This window comes from Cellulomonas sp. NTE-D12, from assembly GCF_027923705.1.
In the GTDB taxonomy this organism is placed as follows: Bacteria; Actinomycetota; Actinomycetes; order Actinomycetales; family Cellulomonadaceae; genus Cellulomonas.
This window is the reverse complement of sequence record NZ_AP026442.1, coordinates 2,646,219-2,666,847: the sequence shown is the minus strand read 5'-3', so window position 1 is coordinate 2,666,847 and position 20,629 is coordinate 2,646,219. Positions and strand designations below refer to the sequence as shown.

Here is a 20,629-nt window from a genome sequence, read left to right as displayed (position 1 = left end):
CGGTCACAGGCCGGGCAGCAGCGTGACGAGCAGGTCGATCGCCTTGATGCCGAGGAACGGCACGACGATCCCGCCGAGGCCGTACACCAGCAGGTTGCGGCGCAGCAGGGCCGCGGCGCTTGACGGGGTGTACCGGACACCGCGCAGGGCCACCGGCACCAGCGCCACGATGATCAGGGCGTTGAACACGACGGCCGACAGCACCGCCGTCTGCGGCGAGTGCAGGTGCATCACGTTCAGCGCCTGCAGCTGCGGGTACAGGCCGGCGAACATCGCCGGGATGATCGCGAAGTACTTGGCCACGTCGTTGGCGATGGAGAACGTGGTCAGCGCCCCACGGGTGATCAGCAGCTGCTTGCCGATCGCGACGATCTCGATCAGCTTGGTCGGGTTGGAGTCGAGGTCGACCATGTTCCCGGCCTCCTTGGCGGCCGAGGTGCCGGTGTTCATCGCCACCCCGACGTCGGCCTGAGCCAGCGCCGGGGCGTCGTTGGTGCCGTCGCCCGTCATCGCGACCAGCCGTCCGTCGGCCTGCTGGGTGCGGATCAGCGCGAGCTTGTCCTCCGGGGTCGCCTCGGCCAGGAAGTCGTCGACCCCCGCCTCGTCGGCGATCGCGGCGGCGGTCAGCCGGTTGTCGCCGGTGATCATCACCGTCCGGATGCCCATCGCCCTCAGCTGCGCGAACCGCTCGCGCATGCCGGACTTCACCACGTCCTTCAGGTGCACCACGCCGAGCGCCCGCGCCGGCCCGTCGCCCACCAGCTCGGCGACCACCAGCGGCGTGCCGCCCGACCCCGCGATCGCGTCCACCGCCTCGCCCACGTCGGCCGTCGGGTGCCCACCGTGCTCGCGCACCCAGGCCATCACCGCGCTCGCGGCCCCCTTGCGGATCGACCGGGTGCCGTCCGGGCCGGACTGGTCCACCCCGCTCATCCGGGTCTGCGCCGAGAACGGGATGAACGTGGTCTGGCCCAGCTGGCCCGCCGGCCGCTCGCGCAGCCCGAACTCCTCCTTGGCGAGCACGACGATCGAGCGGCCCTCCGGCGTCTCGTCCGCCAGGGACGAGAGCTGCGCGGCGTCCGCCAACCGGTCCGCCGCCACGCCGTCCGCCGGCACCAGCTCGACCGCCTGCCGGTTGCCGAGCGTGATGGTGCCGGTCTTGTCCAGCAGCAGCACGTCGACGTCCCCGGCCGCCTCGACGGCCCGCCCCGACAGCGCCATCACGTTGCGCTGCACCAGCCGGTCCATGCCGGCGATGCCGATCGCGGACAGCAGCGCGCCGATGGTGGTGGGGATCAGGCACACCAGCAGGGCGACCAGCACCGTGATCGACTGCGGCCGGCCGGAGTAGGTGGCGAGCGGCTGCAGCGTGACGACGGCCAGCAGGAAGATCAGCGTCAGCGACGCCAGCAGCAGAGTGAGTGCGATCTCGTTGGGCGTCCGCTGCCGGGCCGAGCCCTCGACCAGGGCGATCATCCGGTCCAGGAAGGTCTCGCCCGGCTTGGCGGTGATCTGCACGACGATCCGGTCGGACAGCACCCGGGTGCCGCCGGTGACGGCCGACCGGTCGCCGCCGGACTCGCGGATCACCGGCGCGGACTCACCCGTGACCGCGGACTCGTCGACCGCCGCCACGCCCTCGACCACGTCGCCGTCGCCGGGGATCACCTCGCCCGCGGTCACCACCACGCGGTCGCCGACCGTCAGCGCCACGCCGGGGACGTCCTCGAGGGTGCCGTCCGCGCGCAGCCGGTGCGCCGTGGTGGACGTGCGCGTGCGGCGCAGGGACGCCGCCTGGGCCCGTCCCCGACCCTCGGCCACCGCCTCCGCGAGGTTGGCGAACACCACCGTCAGCCACAGCCACACGGTGATGGCCCACGCGAACCCGCTGGGGTGCAGCACCGCCAGCACCGTGGTCAGCGCCGCGCCCACCCAGACCACGAACATCACGGGGGAGCGCAGCTGGTGGCGCGGGTCGAGCTTGCGCAGAGCCTGCGGCAGCGAGGCGAGCAGCTGCCGCGGCTCGAACGCCCCGGCCGGGGGCCGGGTGCTCGGCAGGTCGGGAGCGGGGGCTGGCAGCGCGGTGACGGTCATGACAGGGCCTCGGCGAAGGGTGCGAGCGCGAGCGCGGGAAAGAAGGTCAGGCCGGCGACGATGACGACGACGCCCACCAGCAGCCCGACGAACACCGGGGTGTGGGTGGGCAGCGTGCCCGCGCCGGGCGGCACGGTCCGCTGCGCGGCGAACGAGCCGGCCAGGGCCAGCGTCAGCACGATCGGCACGAACCGGCCCAGCAGCATGGCGATGCCGAGCGCGACCTCCTGGTAGGTCGAGGTGGCGGTGAACGCGCCGAAGGCGGAGCCGTTGTTGTTCCCGGCGGAGGCGTAGGCGTAGAGGATCTCGCTCAGCCCGTGCGGGCCGCCGGTGCTGATGGCGGCGGCCCGCAGCGCGGGGACCCCGGCGGTCAGCGCGCCGCCCACCAGCACGATCGCCGGCATGGTGAGGATCGACAGCGCGACGAGGGTGACCTCGCGGCGGCCCACCTTCTTGCCGAGGTACTCCGGCGTGCGCCCCACCATCAGGCCGGCGAGGAACACGGCGAGCACCGCGACGACGAGCATCCCGTACAGCCCGGTGCCGACGCCGCCGGGGGAGACCTCGCCCAGCATCATGTTCATCATCGCGACGCCGCCGCCGAGGGCGGTCAGCGAGTCGTGCGCGGCGTTCACCGCGCCGGTCGAGGTGCCGGTGGTCGAGGCAGCGAAGAGGGCGGACGCGGCCGGCCCGAACCGGACCTCCTTGCCCTCCATCGCGGCGCCCGCCAGCGCCGGCACCGCTCCGGGACCGCGCAGCTCCACCCAGGTGGCGACGGCCACGGCGGCACCCCACAGCGTGCCCATCACGGCGAGGATCGCCGCGCCCTGCCGCCGGTCGTGCACCAACGTGCCGAACGTCCGCGGCAGGGAGAAAGGGATCGTCAGCAGCAGGACGACCTCGACCAGGTTGGTCCACGCGGACGGGTTCTCGAACGGGTGGGCGCTGTTGGCGTTGAAGTAGCCGCCGCCGTTGGTGCCCAGCTCCTTGATCGCCTCCTGCGAGGCCACCGGGCCGCCGACCAGGTGCTGCGTGCCACCGGCCAACGTCGTCACGTCGTGCACGCCGGTCAGGTTCTGCACCACGCCGCCGGCCAGCAGCACCACCGCGGCGAGCACGGCCAGGGGCAGCAGGATGCGGACCACGGAGCGGACGACGTCCACCCAGAAGCTGCCGATCCGGTCCGTACGGCTGCGCGTGAACCCGCGCACCAGCGCGACCGCCACCGCCAGGCCGACCGCCGCGGACAGGAAGTTCTGCACCGCGAGCCCGGCCATCTGCACCAGCTGGCCCATGGTCTGCTCGCCCGAGTACGACTGCCAGTTGGTGTTGGTGACGAACGAGGCGGCGGTGTTCCACGCGGTCGCGGGGTTCACGGCGCTCAGGCCGAGGGACAGCGGCAGGTGCGCCTGCACCCGCTGCAGCCCGTACAGCACGAGAACGCCGACGCCGGAGAACGCCAGCAGCGACCGGGCGTACACGCCCCAGCGCTGGTCGGCGTCCGGGTCGATGCCGCACAGGCGATACACCCACCGTTCGACGCGCAGGTGCCGGGTGCTCTCCAGCGCCCGTGCCATGTGGTCGCCGAGCGGGACGTGCACCGCCGCCAGCACCGCGACCACGATGGCGATCTGGGCGACCGCCGCTGCCCCGGCGGACATCAGAACCGCTCCGGGTGCAGCAGCGCGTACAGCAGGTAGCCCGCCAGCGCCGCGGCGATCGCCAGCGCGACCCACGTCTCGGCGTTCACCGCCGCTCCAACCCACGCACCAGCAGCCCCAGCACCACGAAGCACAGGGCGGTCAGCACCACGAACGCCAGGTCCGCCATCGCGTGCGCACCCCTCGCCGTCCACGGCCCGCAGGCCGGACGTCCACCGTGGCCGTCACGACCATTGATCCACCGGGGTCGGCGCCGGGCGCCGATCCTGACGGTTCCCGGACGTCGGAGCCGCCGCCCCGGACGCAACCCGGGCCCGGACAGACGTGGTCCGGCGGCCCTCGTCGTCAGCGCGCGGCGCAGCCCGCGGTGGCGGCCGGCACGAGCAGCCCCTCGTGGACGGCCTCGAGGAAGGCTGGGTCGAGCGGGTCCCGGCCGACGAGCAGCCGGTACGTCACCATCGCGGCGGGCGCCTCGGCCAGCAGGTCGGGGTCGGCTCCGACCGCGAGCTCGCCCCGGGCCGCCGCTCGGCGCAGCACCGCGCGCAGCTGCTCGACGCGCGGCCGGACCAGCCGCTCGCGGATCGTCGGTGTCAGCTCCGGCGAGTCGGCGGCGTCGGCCACCAGCCCGGGCAGAGCACGCCAGAACGCCTCCTCGTGCGCGCCCGCCCGCAGCGCGCGCAGGTCGCCGCGCAACGTCCCGGTATCGGGCACCGCTGCCGAGGACGGGGTGGAGTCGGCGAGCGCGTCGAGCACCAGCTCCGCCCGGGTCCACCACCGCCGGTGCACCGTGCTCGGGCGCGCACCCGCGCGCGTGGCCACGGCGGTGAGCGTGATGCCGTCGTACCCGCGCTCGTGGAGCTCGTCCCGGGTCGCCGCGAGGAGCCGCGCCTCGTCGACCTCGTGCGGGTGCTGCGGCCGCGGCCACCTGCGCCCCTCCGGCCGGCCGCGCCCCGTCAGGCGCCTGGTCATTCGGCGCCCACCCGCTCGAGCCACGGCGCCGCCGACGCGTCCGGCCAGACCGGCACGGGGATCGTCCGCCGTGCGACGGCGACGACGGCGCCGCACACCACCGCCAGCGCCGCGACGGCGGTCAGCAGCACGGGGTAGCTGCCGAACGGCTGCAGCCAGGCCAGCACCACGGGCAGCGTGAAGCCCAGGTACGTGAGGCTGTAGTACACGCCCGTCAGCCCGGCGAGGTGCTCCTCGTCGGTCAGCCGCTGCACCTCCACCAGACCGGTCACCATGCAGATGCCGTAACCGAGCCCCAGCACCACCGCGGCGACCGCTGCCAGCCACAACGTCGGTGCGGCCGCCGCCCGGGCGCACAGCGCGGCACCGACCGCCATCGCGCCCATCCCCACGTGCGGCGCGTGCCGGCGCCGCGCCGGCGGCAACCGCCGCAGGCCCACCTGGACCAGCGCGCCGGTGCCGAGGGTCACCAGCGCGAGCACGGCCGCGACGGCGACGTCCTCCCCATGGCTGGCCCGGTGCAGCAGCGCGGGCAGCACCGCGTACGCCAGCGCGGCGCCGGCGAACACCCACGGCGCCAGCGGGGTCAGCACCAGCAGGAACCGACGGCGCGACGCCGCCGGCACCCGCAGGTCCGCCAGCAGCGAGCGGATGTCGGCGTCGAACCGGCGCGTCTCCGGGGCTGCGACCAGGGCGGCGATCGCCCAGAGCGAGAGCAGCACGTGCACGACGTAGGGGAGGACGGACGGCCCGGGCGCCCACTGCGCGAGCGCACCCGACACCCCGGCGCCCACACCGAACCCGAGGGTCAGCGTCACCGAGGCGCGTGCGGCGCCCGTGCCGTCGTCCGCCCCCTGCTCCCACGGACCCTGCGACAGCTCCCGCAACCAGCTGGTGCCCACCACCATCGCCGCGGCGACGCTCAGCCCGGACAGCAGCCGTCCCAGGCACATCAGCGGCAGGGTGTGCACGCCCGTGGCCAGGGCCGCGCTCGCGGCGATGCCCAGCACCACGGCGGGCACCATCACGCGCTTGCGGCCGTACCGGTCCGACAGTGCGCCGGACAGCAGGAACCCCGGCACCAGGCCCGCGACGTAGGCCGCGAACACGACGTCCACCGCCATCGTCGTGTACCCGTCGTGCTGCCGGTACATCAGCATCAGCGGTGTGAAGTGGTTGCCACCCCAGGCCGCCGCGAACACGGCCGGGGCGACCGTCCGCCAGGGGCGGGCCCGTCCGGTCCACCGGTCCGCGCCCGTCCACGGGCCCACGCCCACCGTCGCCTCCGACATGCAACCGCCGTCCTACTGGAATCCAACTGGGATACCAGTCAGACTACCCCCGCGACCCGAGTGGGACAGACTGGGGGTCGACCAGCGGGAACGAGGGGGCACGTGGTGGTGCAGCAGACGCCGAGCGCCGCACAGCGGGCGCTCCAGGAGATCCGCCAGGCGATCGCCAGCGGGGAGATCGCCCCGGGCTCGATGGTCAGCGAGCACGACCTGGCCGCCCGGGTGGGGGTCAGCCGCACGCCGGTCCGCACGGCGCTCGTCCGGCTGCAGGACGAGGGCTGGGTGACCATCTACCCGCAGCGCGGCGCCCTGGTCCGGCAGATCGGCCCGGAGGAGTCCCGCCACGTGACGCAGGCCCGGCACGCCGTCGAGTACGCGTCGGTGCGGTCGCTGCCGGACCCGGACCGCCGGGCGCTGGCGCGGACCCTCGCCGCGCTGGTCGACGACCAGGCGGAACAGCTCGCCCGGGCCGACCTCGCGCGGTTCGTCGAGGTGGACGTCGAGTTCCACCGGTCCTTCGTCGTCGCCGGCGGCAACCCGGTGCTGCTCGACTTCTACGACAAGCTGCGCGCACGGCAGGTGCTGCTCACCGCCCGGCGCGCGGCCAGCGGGCCGAACGCCGAGCGGATCCTGCAGGACCATCGCCGCCTCGCGCAGCTGGTCGAGCAAGGCGACATCGAGACCCTCGACGGCGCGCTGCGCGAGCACCTCGCCACCGCGGAGCTGTCGCCGCAGGACTGACAACCGGGTCAGACGCACGCTCCGTCCGCCGGCCGGGTCGGCCCCGTCACAGGCGCTCGACCAGGCGCTGCCGAAGTCCGGTCAGCTCGGCACCGATCTGTGGCGGCAGCCGGTCGCCGAAGGTCTCGAACCACTGCGCGGTGGCGTCCGCCTCGGCCAGCCAGGCGGCCGGGTCGACGTCGAGCAGCTCGGACACCTGGTCGGGGCCGACGTCGAGCCCGGTGACGTCCAGCGCGCCGGGGGCGGGCAGCAGGCCGACGGGGGAGTCCACGGCAGCCGCCGACCCCTCCAGCCGCCCCACGACCCACGCGAGCACCCGCGAGTTCTCCCCGTACCCGGGCCACAGGTACCGCCCGTCGGCACCCTTGCGGAACCAGTTCACGGCGAAGATCGCCGGGGCGCCGGCTCCGAGCCGGGCGCCGACCTCGAGCCAGTGCGCCCAGTGGTCGCCCATGTGGTAGCCGCAGAACGGCAGCATGGCGAACGGGTCCCGGCGCAGGGCGCCGACCGTCCCCTCGGCGGCGGCGGTCTGCTCGGAGGAGATCGTCGCGCCGAGGAACACCCCGTGAGCCCAGTCCCGGGCCTGGGTGACCAGCGGCACGTTGGTCGCCCGCCGGCCGCCGACCAGGATGGCGTCGACCCGCACCCCGGCGGGGTCCTCCCAGTCCGGGGCGATCGCCGGGCACCGGTCCGCGCGGACGGTGAACCGGGAGTTCGGGTGGGCCGCCGGGCGGCCGCAGCCGGGGGTCCAGTCCTGGCCCGTCCAGTCGACCAGGTGGTCGGGGACCTGCTCGGTCAGCCCCTCCCACCACACGTCGCCGTCGTCGGTGAGGGCGACGTTGGTGAAGATCGTGTCGCTGGCGACCATGGCGATCGCGGTGGGGTTGGTGGTCTCGCCCGTGCCGGGGGCGACGCCGAAGAACCCGGCCTCCGGGTTGATCGCGCGCAGGCCGCCGTCCGGGCCGGGGCGCATCCAGACGATGTCGTCGCCCAGCGTCTGGGCGGACCAGCCCGGCAGGGTCGGACGCACCATCGCCAGGTTCGTCTTGCCGCACGCGGAGGGGAACGCCGCGGCCAGGTGGTAGTCGCGTCCCTCGGGGCTGGTCAGCCGCAGCAGGAGCATGTGCTCGGCCAGCCAGCCACCGTCGCGGCCCATCACCGAGGCGATCCGCAGCGCGAAGCACTTCTTGCCCAGCAGGGCGTTCCCGCCGTACCCCGAGCCGAACGACCAGATCTCGCGGCTCTCCGGGAAGTGCACGATGTACTTCGTCTCGTTGCACGGCCACGGCACGTCCGCGCGGGCCGTGCCGTCGGGGTCGACCAGCGGCATCCCGACGCTGTGCACGGCCGGCACGAAGTCCCCGTCCGAGCCCAGCTGCTCCAGCACCGCCGCCCCGACGCGCGTCATCAGGTGCATGCTCACCACGACGTAGGGGGAGTCGGTCAGCTCCACGCCGATCTCGGCGAGCGGTGAGCCGACCGGACCCATCGAGAACGGCACCACGTACATCGTCCGCCCCCGCATGGAGCCGGCGAACGCACCGTCGAGCTCGGCGCGCATCTGCGCGGGTTCCCGCCAGTTGTTCGTCGGACCCGCATCCTGCTGGCGCTCCGAGCAGATGAACGTCCGGCTCTCCACGCGCGCCACGTCCCCCGGGGCCGACCGTGCGAGGAAGGACCGCGGGCGCCGCTCGGGGTTCAGCCGCACGAACGTCCCGGCGTCGACGAGCAGGTCGCACAGCTCCTGGTACTCCCGTGCCGACCCGTCGCACCACACGACCCGGTCGGGGAGCGTGAGGCGGGCGACGTCCTCGACCCAGGTGCCGAGGCGCTCGTTGCGCTGCGCCAGGTGCTGACCGCTCACGGTCACGCTCGGTTCGGCCAGGGACGTCATCGGGTGCTCCTTCTCTCGCAACATCGCGGACGGTCTTGACGATTGCACCGTCCGGGCCACGAGGAACCGTGCCGGTGGTCGCAAGAAACGCGGATCTTTCGATACCGTCATGCCATGTCGATCGACGCCGCCCGCCGGACCAGCCAGGCCGCCCTGAGCGGCCCGGTGATCGCCGTGCCGGAGACGACGGGTGCGGCGGCGGAGGCCGACGACCTGCTGACGCTGGGTCGCCGCATCCGGCACGTCCGGACCGAACGGGGCATGACGCTGGACCAGCTGGGCGCGGCGGTCGGGGTGAGCCCCAGCCAGCTCTCCCTCGTCGAGAACGGCCGGCGTGAGCCCCGCGTGACGCTGCTGCAGGCGATCGCGACCACGCTCGGCGTGCCGACGGCCTCGTTCCTGTCCGTCGAACCACCGTCTCGCCGGGCGGCCCTCGAGATCGCGCTCGACCGGGGCCAGCGGCGCGCAACCTACGCGGCTCTCGGCCTGCCGGAGATCCGCCCCGGTCGCACCCTGCCCACCGACGTGCTGGAGGCTCTGGTCGGCCTGCACGAGGAGCTGGCCCGCCGCACGGACGCCGCGGTCGCCACGCCGGAGGAGGCCCGCCGGGCGACCACGGTGCTGCACCGGTGGATGCGCCAGCGGGACAACTGGCTGCCGCCGATCGAGGAGGTCGCCGGGGACCTGGTCCGCCGCAGCGGCTACACGACGGGGGCGCTCAGCCACCGCAGCGTCGCGCAGATGGCCGAGAGCCTCGGCTTCACGCTGGTCCACACCCCGGACCTCCCGCCGTCGACGCGCACGATCACCGACCTGGCCAACGGGCGCATCTACCTGCCGCCCGCCTCGATCCCGGGCGGCCACGGGCTGCGCTCCCTGGCGCTGCAGGCGATCGCCCACCGGGTCCTCGGCCACGAGCGACCCACCAGCTACGCGGACTTCCTGCGCCAACGCATCGAGATCAACTACTTCGCGGCCGCCTGCCTCATGCCGCAGTTCGCGGCGGTCCCGTTCCTCGAGCGGGCCAAGAAGGCCAAGAACCTGGCGGTCGAGGACCTGCGCGACGCGTTCGGCGTGACGCACGAGACGGCCGCCCAACGGATGACCAACCTGCTCACCTCGCACCTCGACCTGCGGGTCCACTTCATGCGGGTGGGGGAGGACGGCGCCCTGTACAAGGGCTACGAGAACGACGGCTTCCCGCTCCCGACGGACAGCACCGGCGCCTCAGCCGGGCAGATCGTGTGCCGGCACTGGCCGGCGCGCGCCGCCTTCGGCCGGCGCGACCGCAGCGCGGAGAACCACCAGTACGTGGACACGCCCGTCGGCACCTACTGGGCGTCCACCCAGACCGGCACCACCTCGCTCGGCGAGTTCTCCATCACGTTCGGGGTGCCGTTCGACCAGGCCAAGTGGTTCCGTGGGCGGGAGACGACGGTGCGCACCCGCTCCACCTGTCCCGACCCCCGGTGCTGCCGGCTCCCGGCGCGCGAACCCGCCGAACGGTGGGCAGACCGCTCCTGGCCCAGCGCGGTGGTGCACACGCAGATCCTGGCGCCGCTCCCCACGGGGACGTTCCCGGGGGTCGACGAGAACGACGTGTACGCCTTCCTGGACCGCCACTCCGGGAGCTGACGTCCCGGCCCGTGCGAGCGACGGCCGCCCGCCTGCATGGGCACGGGTGCGTGCCCCACCTCTGCTCGGTGGGGCACGCACCCGGGTGCGGACGCCCGCTACTGGGCGAAGCCCTCCAGCTTGTTGGCGGCGACGACGAAGTCGTTGGTGTACGTCTTCGTCAGGTCGACGGGTGCGGTCACCTTCCCGGCCAGCTTCTCCACCGCCAGGACCGTCTCAGGGCCGTTGGCCGGCATCATGCCGTCGGGCAGGAACTGTCCCTTGTCCTGGTCGAGCGCCTTGACGTAGAGGTCCTTGGTCACCAGGCCGTTGGACACGAAGTTCGGCGGCAGGTGGTCCGCGATGTCCGCCGCGCTGTGGGTCGCGATGTAGTGCATCGTCGCCACGAGCGCGTCGACCACCTTCTGCACGGTGTCCTTGTTCGCATTGACCCAGTCGGCCTTCGCCAGGACGGCGGCGGACGGGAAGGCGCCGCCGAGCCACTTGTCGGCCCCGTCCGTCGTGGCCAGGTCGATCGCGGAGTACGCGATCTTCTGCGTCTCCAGCGCGCTGACGGTCGGCTGGGTCGTCATGCCGCAGACGACGCTGCCGTGCTGCAGCGCCGCGACCAGGGTGCTGCCCGCGCCGACGCCCTGCCGGTGGAACTGCGCCTGGGTGAGGCTGCTCTTCGCGGCCAGGTACAGCGTCAGGTCGTCGGTGCCGGAGCCGAGGTCGGTGACCCCGACGGTCTTGCCCGACCAGTCGGCCGCCGAGGAGATGTTCGAGCCCGTCGCGCACATCTCCCGCTCGCCCGGCGCTCCGCTCAGCTGGGCGACGCTGATGACGTCCTTGCCCTTCTGCTGGAAGTCGATGGTGTGGACGTACCACGCACCGGCCAGGTTCACCTGGCCCGACGCCACCGCGTCCTCGGCCCCGACACCGCCGGACACCTCGGTGCTCAGCTTCATGTCGATGCCGTACTTCTTGTAGTAGCCCAGCCCTTCGGCCAGCTGGTACGGCAGGTAGATCTGCTTGTCGATCCCGCCGACCATCATCGTCACGGTGACCGGCGCAGCGCTGGCGCTGCCGGCGCCGGTGGCGGCACTGCTCGCGCTCCCGCTCCCGCTCGCGGCGCCGCCGCAGGCGGCGAGGGTCATGGTCGTCGCGACAGCGACGAACCCCGTCATCGTTCGGGCGTGCACTCGTGTGGCCATGTCTCGTTCTCCTCGTTGAGAGCTGATGTGCGGGTGGTCCGGTCGGTCACGTCTGGGTGGGCACCTCCTCGGTGGTTCGGGGCAGGCGGACGGGCAGCGCAGTGGCAGGGCAGAGCCGTGGCAGGGCAGGCTCGCCCAGCGATCTGCCGGCGAGGGAAGGGGCTAGAGCCCCGCGACCTCGGTCTGGGTGCCGGGCCGCCAGCTGAGCAGGCGCTTCTCGAGCTGGCTGATCAGCCCCTCGGCGCTGAGCGCCACGACGGCGATGAGCAGCATCGCGGCGAAGATCCCGTTGGGGTCGAAGTTGTTCTGCGCCGTCGAGATCACCAGCCCGAGGCCCTGCTGGGCCCCGAGGAACTCGCCGACGATCGCCCCGATGATCGCGAACCCGAAGGCGACGTGCAGGCTCGCGATGATCCAGACGACGGCCGACGGCAGCACGACGTGCCGGACGGTCTGCGCACGGGAGGCGCCGAGCACCCGCACGTTGGCGACGAGGTTGCGGTCGACCTCACGCACGCCCTGGAAGGCGTTGAAGAACACGACGAAGAAGACGAGGACGGCCGCCAGGAGCACCTTCGAGGTGGTGCCGAACCCCAGCCACACGACGAAGATCGACCCGAGCACGATGCGGGGGATCGCGTTGAGCACCTTGATGAAGGGCCCGATCACGTCGGCCAGGAACGGGATCTGGCCCAGCAGGACGCCGAGGACGATCCCCGCGAGCGTGCCGTAGGCGAACCCCAGCAGGGCCTCCTTCATGGTCACGCCGATCTGCAGCCACAGGGAGCCGTAGGCCGTGCCGTGCTGCACCCAGTCCGTCAGCTTGAGCACGATCCCCGACGGCTGGCCGAAGAAGAACGGGTCGACGATCTTGCGGTCGGTGAACAGCTGCCAGCCGCCGACGACCACGACGAGCACGGCGAGCCGCGTCGTCTGGACCAGGACCTTCCGTCGGCGCACGCGGCGGCGCGCCGCCTCGGCGATCGACGCCTCGTCACCGGGAGCGGACTGGACGGACTGTGCGCGGACGGCGGCGAGCGTCCGCGCGTCGCCCACGGTCGAGGCCTCGTTCACGGCCGTCCTCCCTCGGAGGTGCCGGTGGTGGCGGAGCCGGCGGCGCGGCCGGTTCTCGCGTACGCGCGCTCGACCTCCTCGCGCAGCGACTCCCAGATGCGCTGGTGCAGCTCGAGGAACCGGCTGTCGAACCGGATCTCCTGCACGGCCCCGCGCGGGCGGGGCAGGTCGATGTCGTAGACCGCCTTCACGGTGCCGGGACCGGCGGTCATCACCACGACCCGGTCGGCGAGCGCCACGGCCTCCTCGAGGTCGTGCGTGATGAAGATGACCGAGGGCCGGGTTCGCTCCCACAACGTGAGCAGCTCGTTCGACATGATCGCCTTGGTCTGCACGTCGAGGGCTCCGAACGGCTCGTCCATCAGCAGGATCGACGGCTCGCTGATCAGCGACGCCGCGAGCGTGGCCCGCTTGCGCATGCCGCCCGACAGCTGGTGGGGGTGGTGGTCCTCGAAGCCGGACAGGCCGACCACGTGGAGCCACTCCCGTGCACGCCCGAGGGCGGACGCCTTCGACTCGCCGCGGAACCGAGGCCCGAGCGCGACGTTCTGCAGCACGCTCTTCCAGGGCAGCAGCGCGTCGTGCTGGAACATGAAGCTGGTGCTGTCGGGGATGCCGTCCACCACCGCGCCGCCGACGCGGACCACACCGGCGGTGGGCCGGTCGAGGCCGGCCACCATGGTGAGCGTCGTGGACTTCCCGCAGCCGGTCGGGCCGACGACGGCGCAGAACTGACCGGGCTCGACGACGAAGTCGACGTCGCGCAGCGCGGTCATGGCGGCCCCCGTCGGCGACACGAACCGCTTCGTGACACCGACGAGCTCGATACGGGAACGGGCCTGCGGTGCCGAGGCCGGGGCGGCCCCGCGGGCGGCGGCGGAGCGCGGGGCGGCGCTCTCGTCGGCGGTTCGGGGAAGGGGCTGTCTGAAGGACATGTCGGGCGGTCCTCTCGCTTCGTCGGGAGATCACCGGGTCCGACGACTGTGAGCGGCGCCACACGTCCGGTCCAGATTGCGTCGGTAGATCGCACCAACTGATCGATGAGGGCTTTGATGAGCATTTCGGTCGCGGCGGCAAAGTCGCGGAACCGGACTAACATCCGCCAATGGCACTCATCGGTGAACGCCATCGGCTGTCGACGCAGATCTTCACGCTGCAGATCGTGATCCTGCTGCTGACGGTCGTCGCGGGCTTCGCCGTGTCGTTCGTGCAGGCCAGGCGGGTGCTGGACGCCCGGACGGCCGAGTCGTCCCTGGCCATCGCGCGCACGGTGGCCTCGATGCCGGAGATCGTCACGGCGCTCGCGGGCCCCTCGCCGGCCCGCGTGATCGCCCCGGTCGCCGAGCGGGTCCGTCACGCGACCGGGGCCGCGTTCATCGTCGTCGCGGACCGCCAGGGCATCAGGTACTCGCACCCGAACCCCCAGCTGATCGGGACGTCCCTGCTCGGAGACCCGGCCGAGGACCCGCAGTCGGTCCTGGCCGGCAACACCTTCACCGGCGTGGAGACCGGCTCGCTCGGTCGGTCCATGCGCGCCAAGGTGCCGATCGTCGCGCCGGACGGGACCGTCGTCGGGCTGGTCTCGGTCGGGGTGCTCGAGGCGCACGTCAGCTCGGAGCTGGCGGCACGCCTGCCCGAGTCGTCGGTGCCGCCGCTGCTCGGCCTCGGGCTGGGAGCGCTCGGTGCGCTCCTGCTGGCACGTCGTGTGAAGCGGCAGACGTTCGGCCTCGAGCCGCGGGAGATCGCCGCGCTGCTCGAGCAGCGCGAGGCGATGCTGCACAGCATCCGGGAGGGCGCCCTGACCATCGACCCGGCGGGCCGGGTCACGCTGGTCAACGACGAGGCGACGCGGCTGATCGGCATCGACACCTCGGCGCTGGGCCGACGCCTCGACGAGCTGGCGCCCGCCGGTCGGCTGCGTGACGTGCTGACCGGCAAGGTCGAGGGGCTCGACGAGGTGGTGCTGGTCGGCGACCGGGTGGTCGTGGTGAACCGGATGCCCGTCGAGGTGCACGGCACGTCGGTCGGCGCCGTCGTCACGCTCCGTGACCGCACCGAGCTCGACGGGCTGCTGGACGAGCTCGCCGACGTCCGCACCATGGCCGACGCCCTCCGGGCGCAGGAGCACGAGTTCGCCAACCGGCTGCACGTGATCGGGGGCCTGCTCGAGCTCGAGCGCTATGCCGAGGCGGTGCGGTTCGTGAACACCAGCTCCTCCCTGCACCAGGAGCTCGCGGGCGCGCTCGTCGGCCGGATCGGGGAGCCGATCGTGTCCGCGCTGCTGCTCGGCAAGGCCTCGGTGGCCAGCGAGCGCGGCGTCACCCTGCGGGTCGAGATGGTCGAGGAGGTGCCGGCCGGGCTCGTCGACCCGCAGAGCCTGGTGACCATCCTCGGCAACCTCGTGGACAACGCCCTCGACTCGGCGGCGCAGAGCGGTCCGGGTGGCCGGGTCGAGGTGTCGATCGGGCTCGACGGGCCACAGCTGCAGCTCCGCGTCCACGACTCCGGCCCGGGGATCGACCCCGCGGTGTCCGCCGAGATCTTCCGCGACGGGTTCACCACCAAGGTGGCGCGCGGCAACGGCCGCCGACGGGGGCTCGGCCTCGCGCTGGTCAGCCAGGCCGTCCACCGGCTCGGCGGGCGCATCGTGGTGGACAACGCCGACGGCGCCGTCTTCACCGTGACGCTGCCGATCCGTCCCCGCGACCGCGTGGCGGTGGCCGGGTGATCCGGACCCTGATCGTCGACGACGACTTCATGGCCGTCTCCGTGCACCGCCAGTTCACGGAGCGGGTGCCGGGCTTCGAGGTGGTCGGCACCGCCAGCACCGGGGCGACCGCGCTCGCGGCCGTCGCCGAGTGTCGGCCTGATCTGGTGCTGCTCGACGTGTACCTGCCGGACGTGGACGGCGTGGAGACCCTCCGACGGCTGCGGGCGACCACCGGCGTCGAGGTCGACGTCATCGCGATCACCGCGGCGAAGGACGTCGACATCCTGCGTCGCGCCATGCACCTCGGCGTCGCCCACTACCTGGTCAAGCCCTTCACCTTCGCCACCTTCCGCGAACGGCTCGACACCTACGCGGCCGCACGTCAGCGCCTGCAGCAGATGGCGGAGGCCGACCAGCGGAACGTGGACCGCGTGTACGGCACGCTGCGCTCGGCCGGCGTGGACTCCCTGCCGAAGAACATCTCGGCGCCGACCCTCGCGGTCGTGGTCGAGGTGCTGCGTGAGCGGTCGAACATCTCGGCCGCGGAGGTCGCGACGAGTGCCGAGATCAGCCCGGGTGTGGCACGCCGCTACCTGCGATACCTGCTGGACATCGGGACGATCGACTACACGCTGCGCTACGGCGCCGCCGGGCGCCCCGAGCACCTGTACCGGTGGCTCGGGCAGCAACCCGCTGCCGCGGAGGGTCCCCGCGGGGCGCGCTGACGCCTGCGCCCCGGAGCGGGTGGCCGGGACCCCCGGCGACGGTCAGCGCCAGCTGAAGTACTCGTGGTGGATGTTCACCTGTGCCACTCCTGCACGCCGGAAGGCACGGGTGAGCTGCTTGACCATCCGCTGCGGCCCGCACAGGAACACGCTGAGCCGCTGCGGCGGCACGGGCAGCTCGGCGAGCACCCGCTCGGCGGTCAGGTGACCGTCCACCGCGGTGTCGACCAGGTGCAGGTGCAGGTGCAGGTTCGGGTGCGCGTCGGCGATGCCCTGCAGCTCGTCGGCGAACGGTGAGCGGCCGCGCGAGCTGACGTAGAAGTCGACACGCTCCGCGTCCAGCTGGCCGTCGAGCGAACGGGCCCAGCTGAGGAACGGGGTGATGCCCACCCCGGCACCGATCCATACCTGTTCCGCCGTGCCGTGCGCGCGGTCGAAGCGGCCGTGGGGCCCGTCGACGACGGCGGGCATGCCGGGGCGCACGAGGTCGTCGACGCTGCTGGAGAAGTCGCCGAGGCCCTTGACCGTGATCGACAGGTCGCCCGCCCGGTCGGAGCTGGAGATCGAGAACGGGTTGCGTGACCAGCCCTGCTTGGTCTCGATGGAGACGATCGCCCACTGGCCGGCGACGAAACGCAGAGGCTTGGCCTGCGGTGCCAGCGTGATCACCTGCGCGTCCCGGCCGGGGATCGGCTCGACGGCCTTGACCTTGTACCGGTGCACCCGGACGAAGAACCGGGCGAACAGCTCGCGGTACGCGTAGAAGGCCAGGCCCGTCGCGCCGACGACGATCAGGCTCCACCGCAGCACCGGGTCGCCGCCGAACACCGTCGCATCGAGCACGGCGTGCACGATGCCTGCGGCGACGAACAGCCCGAGCACGCGGTGCACGTTGCGCCACAGGTCGTAGCCGTTGAGGAACCGATGTGCCCATCGACCGCCCGGGCTCTGCGCCACCCGCTCGACCGGCGCACGGAGGAACGGCGGCACGAGCTGCCGCCAGCGGGGCAGCATCGCCCACAGGACGAGCCCGACGATCCCGACGGCGCCGACCACGCCGAGGCTCTTGCCCCTCGGTGCCTCCTGGCCGCTCGAGGTGGTCGCGGTGTGCACGAGCATCAGCACCGTCCCGGCGATGGCGCACGTGCGGTGCCAGATGGCGGCCCGGTCCAGACCGGCGAACAGCGACTCGACCCAGCTGGTCGAGCTCATGAGCACCAGTGCCAGGGTGAACAGCAGCACGGCCTCGGACCCGATCGCCTGGCCGAGGTACGTCCCCCACGGGCCGGCCGGGTGCCGGACGCCCCACAGGACGCCGTAGGCCACCACCAGCACGCCGAGCAGGACGGGTCCGGCCGCACGCGTCCGGTACCGGATCAACGTCGTCCGGTCGAACGGCCACACCCCGGCGAAGGCCATCTGCCTGCCTCCCGCCGCGAGAGCCGACCCGACACGGGCAGTATTCGCTGGGCACGGCCCGACTGCGAGCGGTGGCGGGGCCGATGCGGGGAGTCCGTGGTGCCTGGGCGACCCTGCTCCGCACGTCGCAGCGTCGAGGTCCGACGGCCGTTGGAACGTGCGCCGTCGACGTCGATGAACACGGCGCGCCGGCCTCGGCTCAGGCGTCGAGCGTCTCGTCGAGCGCCCGGACGAACGCGGAGTGGTCGGTGCCCTTGCTCAGCAGCGTGCCGACACAGGCGGGTGGGGCCAGCACGGCGATGAGCTGGTCGAGCACGTCGCGGAAGAGGGGGCGCTGCTCGGGTGCGACGGCGACGAGCACCACGAGGCGCGCTGGTTCCGTCCCACGGGATGGGCTCGTCGGTTGCGGAGTTGCGAACCGACGGGGTGGCGCCACGGGAGTCCTCGTGGCGCGGCGCGGCGGTGACGAGGCGAGTGCGCTGTCCTCACGACGCCTCTGCGGCGGGCCCGACGAGCCGGGGCCCCGCGATCACTCGCGGTGCGGCAGCTGCTGGAGGGCCCAGGCGTTGCCGTCGGGGTCGCTGAAGTAGACGAAGCGCCCCCAGGGGAGGTCCTCGACCGCACTGACGGGCACGCCGCGCGCCGAGAGCTCGGCGTGCGCTGCATCGGCGTCGGCCACGACGATCTGGAGCCCGTGCACCGACCCCGGCGGCGTGTCCACGAGGCCTTCGCCGAAGGCGATCGAGCAGGCCGACCCGGGTGGGGTCAGCTGGACGAACCGCAGCTGGTCGCTCACGCGCTGGTCGTGGTCGACCACGAAGCCGACCTTGGCGGCGTAGAACTCCTTGGCGCGGTCCACGTCGGAGACGGGCAGGACGATGAGTTCGATCTTGTAGTCCATGTCGCGATGCTAGAGACGCCCACCGACACGGCCCGAGGCTCCCGTGCAGGACCGCTGCGCGGCGTCACCGAGGCTGCACGCCCAGCCGATGCGGGTCCACAAGGAGCGGGGGAGACCGGGTCGCGAGGTCGGTCTCGGCGTGACCCGTCGTCTAGCGCGCTCTCGCGTCGATCTCGGCTCGTCGGGCTCGCACGATGCGCCGGACGACGTCCTCGGGCAGCGGGTGCTGCGCGGAGTAGTGGATGCTCCCGCTGGTGGTGTCGAAGTCGCTCAGAGCATCGAGGACCGACGCGACGACCGCGCCGCTGTAGGGGTAGAGCGAGAGGAACTTCTTGGTGCGGACCGTGGCGATGAGGCCCTTGTCGCGGTAGAGGAGCGCGGGCATGGCGTAGCTGACGCCCTCGCGGGCCTCGGGCACCACGTCTCGGGCGATGGCGATGACGCGCTCGAGCGCGTCGTGATCTGCCCCGTCCACCGTGCTGAGATACGCGTCGACCTCACCCACGGGTCGACGCTACGCCTGCGGCTCTGGAGTGGTCCGGATCGGGTTGGGGTGACGCTCACCTGCGGCTCGCCGATGGAGGTGACATCGCCGCTGAGTCGACCGCGAGGCGGGCCATTGTCCGGACGAGCGGGGAGGTGATCGACTCCATCACATGCGGCCCTGCCTCGCAGGGGTGCGAGTACGGGCCGTCACCGGCCGCTCCCCGGGGATGTGAGTGCGTCACGGCGTCCGGTTGGCACGGCCACGACTGCCTCGCACCGCGGAACCGGAGGGCGGGACGGCCAACACCGCCACACGGCGGCCACCCGGCGCACGAGTGCGGATGAGTTGCGGCTCTGGGGTCCGCGTGCCGCGAGGGGAGAATCTCGGGTCAGCGTCAAGGTCGACGTCAAGGAGAACGAGATGAGCCGCACGAACGGCCCGGCAGCGCGCCGGTCCGGCCCACGACGACGTCACTCCCTGGTTCTGGGTGCCGGTGTGATCGCAGCCCTTGCACTCACGGCATGCGCTCCGCCCGGGGCGGCCAGCACCAGCGGGAGCGCGAGCACCGCGGCTGCGGCGGTGTCGACCGCCCTTCCCTCGGAACCGGTCAAGATCCAGATCATGACCAGCACGGAGTCGGGTGATGCCGTCAAGCAGCTCGGCGAGGAGTTCACGCGGCAGCACCCGAACGTGACGTTCGACATCGTCGCGGACGCGAACCAGAACCTGAACGCGAACATGTCGCGAATCCTCACCCGCGCCGACCCGCCCGGCCTGGTCTTCTCGCCCGGCGTGGCACAGAGCGCCAAGGACGGACTCCTCGCGAACCTCGACCCCTACGCGAAGGCCTATCACTGGGACACGTGGTCCCAGCGTCTGCTGAGCATGGCGAGGCTGAGCCCCGACGGTAAGCGCGGCGACGGTTCCCTCTACGCCGTCGGGATCGGGTACAACGTGACCGGCATCTTCTACAACAAGAAGGTGGCTGCGCAGCTCGGGATCTCGGATCCCCCCGCCACTCTCGACGAGTTCGAAGCCGACGCGCTCAAGGCGGCGAAGGCCGGCCTCATGGGAATCTCGCTCGCCGCCAAGGACGCCGGAACACCCTTCCTCCTGCAGGAGCTGCAGAACTCCTACGGCGACGCGCCCGCCATCAACGACTGGATCTTCGAGCGCCCGGGCGCCACTTTCGACCAGCCGGGGATGCTCAAGGCGGCCACCAAGCTCCAGGAGTGGACCCACAACGGCATCATCTCCAAGGACGCCGTGTCCGTGGACTACCCGACGATGATGGGTGACTTCCAGGCGGGCAAGGCGCTGTTCGTCCCGACGGGGGACTGGGAGGCGCAGCGCCTGGTCAAGGCCATGGGCAATGACGTCGGCTTCTTCCTGATGCCTCCGGTGAAGGCCGGTGACAAGCAGTTCGCAATGGCATCTCCCACCAACTACGCCATCCCGGCGGGGGCCGCCCACAAGGACGTCGTGGCCTACTTCCTCAACTGGGTGCAGACCGACAAGACGGCTCGCAAGATGATCGTCGACGTCATCGGCTGCTCTCCGGGTGGTCCGGTCGACCTGCCGGTCCCGCAGAGCGACGTCCCGCTGGTCCAGCAGACCACCAAGGCGTTCCAGACGATCCTCAGCAGCGACGGTTCGGTGGACTTCATCGCCAACTCCGCACCGGCCTTCACGCTCGCGACGCTCAACCCGGAGCTCCAGGCGCTCGTGCTGGGCACCGACACGCCGCAGAAGTTCATCGACAACGTCCAGGCCGGTTACAAGAAGGAGCTGGCGGGCTGATGCGCGGCCGGGGAGGAGTGTTCGGCACGCCAAG

18 protein-coding genes are annotated in these 20,629 nt (G+C 72.4%); 5 read left to right on the top strand and 13 right to left on the bottom strand.

Annotated features, from left to right (window positions below; all coding sequences use genetic code 11):
* Positions 1 to 3: 3 nt before the first annotated feature.
* From kdpB to QMF98_RS12240, 5 genes are all read right to left on the bottom strand, one after another.
* The gene (gene kdpB, locus QMF98_RS12260; protein ID WP_337973294.1) at positions 4 to 2,094 is read right to left on the bottom strand and encodes a potassium-transporting ATPase subunit KdpB; all 2,091 of its coding nucleotides are present in this window, start codon (positions 2,092 to 2,094) and stop codon (positions 4 to 6) included.
* Entirely contained in the window at positions 2,091 to 3,755 is a 1,665-nt protein-coding gene (kdpA, locus tag QMF98_RS12255) for a potassium-transporting ATPase subunit KdpA (RefSeq protein ID WP_337973293.1), read from the bottom strand. The genes kdpB and kdpA overlap by 4 nt, the downstream gene beginning before the upstream one ends.
* Positions 3,755 to 3,844: a K(+)-transporting ATPase subunit F gene (gene kdpF / locus QMF98_RS12250; protein ID WP_263729417.1), complete on the bottom strand. Its 90-nt coding sequence runs from the start codon at positions 3,842 to 3,844 to the stop codon at positions 3,755 to 3,757. The genes kdpA and kdpF overlap by 1 nt, the downstream gene beginning before the upstream one ends.
* A 256-nt stretch (positions 3,845 to 4,100) precedes the next feature.
* Positions 4,101 to 4,724: a TetR/AcrR family transcriptional regulator gene (locus QMF98_RS12245; RefSeq protein WP_337973292.1), complete on the bottom strand. Its 624-nt coding sequence runs from the start codon at positions 4,722 to 4,724 to the stop codon at positions 4,101 to 4,103.
* On the bottom strand, positions 4,721 to 6,016 hold the full coding sequence (locus QMF98_RS12240; protein ID WP_337973291.1) for an MFS transporter: 1,296 nt from the start codon (positions 6,014 to 6,016) through the stop codon (positions 4,721 to 4,723). Before QMF98_RS12240 ends, QMF98_RS12245 begins: the two co-directional genes overlap by 4 nt.
* Positions 6,017 to 6,118: 102 nt before the next feature.
* On the opposite strand from QMF98_RS12240, the gene QMF98_RS12235 reads away from it, so the two are divergent.
* The gene (locus tag QMF98_RS12235) at positions 6,119 to 6,757 is read left to right on the top strand and encodes a GntR family transcriptional regulator (RefSeq protein ID WP_337973290.1); all 639 of its coding nucleotides are present in this window, start codon (positions 6,119 to 6,121) and stop codon (positions 6,755 to 6,757) included.
* 46 nt (positions 6,758 to 6,803) lie between these two features.
* On the opposite strand, the gene QMF98_RS12230 is transcribed toward QMF98_RS12235, so the two are convergent.
* Positions 6,804 to 8,651, bottom strand: a complete 1,848-nt coding sequence (locus QMF98_RS12230; RefSeq protein WP_337973289.1) for a phosphoenolpyruvate carboxykinase (GTP) — start codon at positions 8,649 to 8,651, stop codon at positions 6,804 to 6,806.
* Between the two features lie 114 nt (positions 8,652 to 8,765).
* On the opposite strand from QMF98_RS12230, the gene QMF98_RS12225 reads away from it, so the two are divergent.
* Positions 8,766 to 10,286, top strand: coding sequence for a helix-turn-helix domain-containing protein (locus QMF98_RS12225; RefSeq protein WP_490715609.1), 1,521 nt, complete (start codon positions 8,766 to 8,768; stop codon positions 10,284 to 10,286).
* 98 nt (positions 10,287 to 10,384) lie between these two features.
* Here the strand turns inward: QMF98_RS12225 and QMF98_RS12220 are convergent, their stop codons facing one another.
* The 3 genes from QMF98_RS12220 to QMF98_RS12210 all read right to left on the bottom strand — a co-directional run bounded on the left by QMF98_RS12220 (position 10,385) and on the right by QMF98_RS12210 (position 13,488).
* A complete protein-coding gene (locus tag QMF98_RS12220; RefSeq protein ID WP_337973288.1) occupies positions 10,385 to 11,479 on the bottom strand; it encodes an ABC transporter substrate-binding protein in 1,095 nt (364 codons plus the stop codon).
* A 162-nt stretch (positions 11,480 to 11,641) separates the two neighbouring features.
* Positions 11,642 to 12,553 carry an ABC transporter permease gene (locus QMF98_RS12215; RefSeq protein WP_337973287.1) on the bottom strand — a complete coding sequence of 304 codons (912 nt, stop codon included), beginning with the start codon at positions 12,551 to 12,553 and terminating at the stop codon, positions 11,642 to 11,644.
* Positions 12,550 to 13,488 carry an ABC transporter ATP-binding protein gene (locus QMF98_RS12210; RefSeq protein ID WP_337973286.1) on the bottom strand — a complete coding sequence of 313 codons (939 nt, stop codon included), beginning with the start codon at positions 13,486 to 13,488 and terminating at the stop codon, positions 12,550 to 12,552. Before QMF98_RS12210 ends, QMF98_RS12215 begins: the two co-directional genes overlap by 4 nt.
* A 170-nt stretch (positions 13,489 to 13,658) precedes the next feature.
* On the opposite strand from QMF98_RS12210, the gene QMF98_RS12205 reads away from it, so the two are divergent.
* A complete protein-coding gene (locus tag QMF98_RS12205; RefSeq protein ID WP_337973285.1) occupies positions 13,659 to 15,281 on the top strand; it encodes an ATP-binding protein in 1,623 nt (540 codons plus the stop codon).
* Positions 15,278 to 15,988, top strand: a complete 711-nt coding sequence (locus QMF98_RS12200; RefSeq protein ID WP_337973284.1) for a response regulator — start codon at positions 15,278 to 15,280, stop codon at positions 15,986 to 15,988. The genes QMF98_RS12205 and QMF98_RS12200 overlap by 4 nt, the downstream gene beginning before the upstream one ends.
* 42 nt (positions 15,989 to 16,030) lie before the next feature.
* On the opposite strand, the gene QMF98_RS12195 is transcribed toward QMF98_RS12200, so the two are convergent.
* From QMF98_RS12195 to QMF98_RS12180, 4 genes are all read right to left on the bottom strand, one after another.
* Positions 16,031 to 17,407, bottom strand: a complete 1,377-nt coding sequence (locus QMF98_RS12195; protein ID WP_337973283.1) for a ferredoxin reductase family protein — start codon at positions 17,405 to 17,407, stop codon at positions 16,031 to 16,033.
* 199 nt (positions 17,408 to 17,606) lie between these two features.
* Entirely contained in the window at positions 17,607 to 17,771 is a 165-nt protein-coding gene (locus tag QMF98_RS12190; RefSeq protein ID WP_337973282.1) for a hypothetical protein, read from the bottom strand.
* Between the two features lie 165 nt (positions 17,772 to 17,936).
* Entirely contained in the window at positions 17,937 to 18,308 is a 372-nt protein-coding gene (locus tag QMF98_RS12185; RefSeq protein WP_337973281.1) for a glyoxalase superfamily protein, read from the bottom strand.
* A 151-nt stretch (positions 18,309 to 18,459) separates the two neighbouring features.
* The gene (locus tag QMF98_RS12180; protein WP_337973280.1) at positions 18,460 to 18,813 is read right to left on the bottom strand and encodes an iron chaperone; all 354 of its coding nucleotides are present in this window, start codon (positions 18,811 to 18,813) and stop codon (positions 18,460 to 18,462) included.
* Positions 18,814 to 19,416: 603 nt separating this feature from the next.
* On the opposite strand from QMF98_RS12180, the gene QMF98_RS12175 reads away from it, so the two are divergent.
* On the top strand, positions 19,417 to 20,595 hold the full coding sequence (locus QMF98_RS12175; protein ID WP_337973279.1) for an ABC transporter substrate-binding protein: 1,179 nt from the start codon (positions 19,417 to 19,419) through the stop codon (positions 20,593 to 20,595).
* The last annotated feature ends 34 nt before the right edge of the window (positions 20,596 to 20,629 follow it).

Bases quoted from the DNA above. Each gene is read 5' to 3' on its own strand.
- kdpB (WP_337973294.1), bottom strand. From the start codon at position 2,094: ATGACCGTCACCGCGCTGCCAGCCCCCGCTCCCGACCTGCCGAGCACC.
- QMF98_RS12210 (WP_337973286.1), bottom strand. From the start codon at position 13,488: ATGTCCTTCAGACAGCCCCTTCCCCGAACCGCCGACGAGAGCGCCGCC.
- QMF98_RS12220 (WP_337973288.1), bottom strand. From the start codon at position 11,479: ATGGCCACACGAGTGCACGCCCGAACGATGACGGGGTTCGTCGCTGTC.
- QMF98_RS12245 (WP_337973292.1), bottom strand. From the start codon at position 4,724: ATGACCAGGCGCCTGACGGGGCGCGGCCGGCCGGAGGGGCGCAGGTGG.
- QMF98_RS12225 (WP_490715609.1), top strand. From the start codon at position 8,766: ATGTCGATCGACGCCGCCCGCCGGACCAGCCAGGCCGCCCTGAGCGGC.
- QMF98_RS12195 (WP_337973283.1), bottom strand. From the start codon at position 17,407: ATGGCCTTCGCCGGGGTGTGGCCGTTCGACCGGACGACGTTGATCCGG.
- QMF98_RS12205 (WP_337973285.1), top strand. From the start codon at position 13,659: ATGGCACTCATCGGTGAACGCCATCGGCTGTCGACGCAGATCTTCACG.
- QMF98_RS12230 (WP_337973289.1), bottom strand. From the start codon at position 8,651: ATGACGTCCCTGGCCGAACCGAGCGTGACCGTGAGCGGTCAGCACCTG.
- QMF98_RS12240 (WP_337973291.1), bottom strand. From the start codon at position 6,016: ATGTCGGAGGCGACGGTGGGCGTGGGCCCGTGGACGGGCGCGGACCGG.
- QMF98_RS12185 (WP_337973281.1), bottom strand. From the start codon at position 18,308: ATGGACTACAAGATCGAACTCATCGTCCTGCCCGTCTCCGACGTGGAC.
- kdpA (WP_337973293.1), bottom strand. From the start codon at position 3,755: ATGTCCGCCGGGGCAGCGGCGGTCGCCCAGATCGCCATCGTGGTCGCG.
- QMF98_RS12175 (WP_337973279.1), top strand. From the start codon at position 19,417: ATGACCAGCACGGAGTCGGGTGATGCCGTCAAGCAGCTCGGCGAGGAG.